Below are 3309 nucleotides of genomic sequence, written 5' to 3'. Positions count from 1 at the left end.
CGCGGTGTACAGGCCGTGGAAAGATGCCGCCAATCTCGGCTGGCCGGCCACCATCGACTTTCCCTCCGCCGCCAAGTTCCCCGAGCTGCACCTCGGCGCGCTCTCCAGCAACTGGGCCCTCGTCCTGGCGGTGCTGCTCGCCCTCGGCCTGCATGTGCTGGTCGAGAAAAGCCGCTGGGGCACCGGCTTGGCGCTGCTGCGCAGCAACCCCCGCGTGGCACGCATGGCCGGGCTGTCTTACACCCGCCATGCCATGGCGGTGATGGCGCTGGCGGGCAGTCTGGCGGCGCTGGCGGGTTGGGTGCAGGCGGCCAATGTGCAGAACCATCTGCAGCCCGATATCTCCTCGGGCTATGGCTATATCGGCTTCCTGGTGGCGTGGCTGGCGGGACAGAACTTCCTGCGCATCATTCCGCTGGCGCTGATCATGGGCGGGCTGCTGTCCGCCGGCGACGCGCTGCAACTGTTCGCCCAACTGCCGTTCTCCAACACCCTGGTGATGCAGGCGCTGTTGTTCATCAGCGTGCTGGGCGTGGGCGCCTGGCGGGCCAAGCGCAGGAGTGCCGCATGAACCTCGCCGCGTGGTTCGGGCTGCTGTCCATCGCCCTGCTCATGGCCACGCCGGTGCTGCTGGCCATGCTGGGCGAGATGCTGACGCAGCGCACCGGCATCGTCAACCTCGGGGTGGAGGGGCAGATGCTGGTGGGCGCCGCCGCCGGCTTTGCCGCCACCTACGCCAGTGGCAACCCCTGGCTGGGGCTGGTGGTGGGGGCGCTGGCGGGCATGGCGCTGTCGTCGGTGCACGCCCTGCTCTGCCTCGGCCTGGGCGTGAACCAGATTGCCAGCGGGCTGGCGATTTTCTTTCTCGGCAACGGGCTGTCGGCGTTCTACGGCGCGCCGCTGGTCGGCCAGCAGATTTCGGGGTTCCACAGCCTGGCGCATGGCTGGCTGGGCCACCTGCCCATCGTCGGCGGCTTTCTCGGGCAACTCACGCCCACGGTGTATCTGGCGCTGATCCTGGTCATCGCCTGCGGCCTGTTCCTGTACCGCACCCAGTGGGGCCTGGTGTGGCGCGCCACCGGCGAGTCGGCCGACGCCCTGCGCATGCTCGGCAAGCGCCCCATGGCACTGCGCCTGGCCGGCATCCTCACCGGCGGCCTGTTCACCGGGCTGGCCGGGGCGGCGCTGTCGGTGGATTACACCCGCACCTGGGTCGAGCAGATGACGGCCGGGCGCGGCCTGCTGGCGGTGGGCCTGGTCATCGTCGCGCGCTGGAACCCCTGGCTGGCGCTGCCGGTGGCGCTGATCTACGGCCTGTCGGAAGCGCTGGCGCTGCGGCTGCAGTCCATCGGCGTCGACATCTCCCCCTATCTGCTCGGCACCTTGCCCTATCTGGTGCCGCTCGTCGTGTTGCTCCTGAGCTATCGGGCCAGCCAGCGCGGCACGTCCATGCCGCAGGAACTCGTCGGCGTGTTCCGGGGCATGGCTTGAACATTTTCTTTCACCCACACTGCTTAGGAGTCACAACATGAAGTGCCGCATCCTCGCCTTGTTTGCAGCCCTGAGCCTGGGGCTTACGGTCTATGCGAGACCCGCTTCGGCCGACGTCGCCGTCGGCTATGTCTACGTCGGCGCCAAGACCGACGGTGGCTACAACGAGGCACAGGACACCGGGCGGCAGCACGTACAGAAGACCTTGCCCGGCGTGAAGACCAACTATCTCGAAAATATTCCCGAAAACGCGCAGGTCACGCAGGCGATGGAGCGCATGATCGGCGCCGGAGACAAGGTGATTTTCGCCACCAGCTATGGCTATCTGTCGTACGCGCTGGACTTGGCGAAGAAGTATCCCAAGGTCACCTTCATGCATTGCTATGGCGACAAGCGGGCCGCGAATCTCGGAACGTATGCCGCCGAAACCTACGAGGCCATGTACCTGGCCGGCATCGCCGCCGGCAAGGCGACCAAGAGCGGCAAGATCGGCTTCGTCGCGGCGCACCCGATTCCTCCTGTCCTGCAGAACATCAATGCCCTGGCGTTGGGGGCGCAGTCGGTCAATCCGAAGGCCACGGTGACCGTTGTTTACACGGGCTCATGGAACGACCCGGCCAAGGATGTGGCTTCGGTGAACGCCTTGGTGGATCAAGGGATCGATGTCGTCGCCTCGCATGTCGATTCACCCATACCCGTGATCGAGGCGGCGAAGAAGCGCGGCATCAAGGTCGTCGGCTACCACTTCGATGACAGCAAGTTCGATCCACAAGGTTGGCTCACGGGGGTTGTCGAGAATTGGGGGCCCATCATGGCCGGCGTGGTCAAGCAAGTCGAGGCCGGCACCTGGAAATCCGAGGCCATTCGCGGCAATCTGAAATCGGGTACGACCCAGCTTGCTCCCTTCGGTTCGTCGGTCGACGCGGCCACGCGCAAGCTGATCGAAGCGAAGAAGCAGGAGATCGAAGACGGCAAGCTGCATGTCTGGGCGGGCCCGATCTATGCGCAGGACGACAAATTGCTCGCGCCGAAGGGCGAAGCGCTGAATCCGGACAAGGTGGCGTCGATGGACTTTTTCGTCAAAGGCGTGATCGGCAGCACGAAATGATGGCGTGATGCCATCCATGCCGGGGATGCGCATGAGCGCTGCGCTGGGCGTTTCGAAAGAGGAGTGATGCACATGAGCGGACTCGGTGGCCTGAACAAATCTCCCCAGGGCGTTGTCGTCGGCCTGGTGCAACTGCAACTGCCGGTGGTGGAGACGCCGGCGCAGCTCGCCGCGCAGGCCGGGCGCATCTGCGCCATGGTCGGCAAGGCGCGGCGCAACCTGGGCACGATGGACCTCGTCGTGTTCCCGGAGTACGCGCTGCACGGCCTGTCGATGAGCACGGCGCCCGAGCTGATGGTGTCGCTCGACGGTCCCGAGGTGGCGTCGTTCAAGGCCGCGTGCGTCGCGCACAGGATCTGGGGCTGCTTCTCCATCATGGAGCTCAACCCGCATGGCAATCCGTACAACACCGGCCTGATCATCGACGACCAGGGCGAGATCAAGCTCTACTACCGCAAGCTGCATCCCTGGGTGCCGGTGGAGGCCTGGGAACCCGGCAATATGGGCATCCCGGTGTGCGACGGCCCGAACGGCTGCAGGCTCGCCTTGATCATCTGCCACGACGGCATGTTTCCCGAGATGGCGCGCGAGGCGGCCTACAAGGGAGCCGAGATCATCCTGCGCACGGCCGGCTACACCGCGCCGATACGTCACGCGTGGAAGATCACCAACCAGGCGAACGCGTTCCAGAACCTCGCCATCACCGCCAG

4 protein-coding genes are annotated in these 3309 nt (G+C 65.7%); all 4 read left to right on the top strand.

Annotated features, from left to right (window positions below):
• The coding region (locus ACYCUK_RS23965; protein ID WP_461597088.1) for an ABC transporter permease subunit at positions 1-571 on the top strand (571 nt) is incomplete at its 5' end.
• On the top strand, positions 568-1491 hold the full coding sequence (locus ACYCUK_RS23960; RefSeq protein WP_461597087.1) for an ABC transporter permease: 924 nt from the start codon (positions 568-570) through the stop codon (positions 1489-1491). The genes ACYCUK_RS23965 and ACYCUK_RS23960, both read left to right, overlap by 4 nt.
• 37 nt (positions 1492-1528) lie before the next feature.
• On the top strand, positions 1529-2599 hold the full coding sequence (locus ACYCUK_RS23955) for a BMP family ABC transporter substrate-binding protein (RefSeq protein ID WP_461597086.1): 1071 nt from the start codon (positions 1529-1531) through the stop codon (positions 2597-2599).
• Positions 2600-2671: 72 nt separating this feature from the next.
• Positions 2672-3309 (top strand): nitrilase-related carbon-nitrogen hydrolase (locus tag ACYCUK_RS23950; RefSeq protein WP_461597085.1); only part of this gene is annotated, 638 nt, incomplete at its 3' end.

It is taken from the genome of Thiomonas sp. (assembly GCF_054608695.1).
Note: the sequence above shows the minus strand (reverse complement) of the source record. Positions and strands in the feature narration are given on the sequence as shown.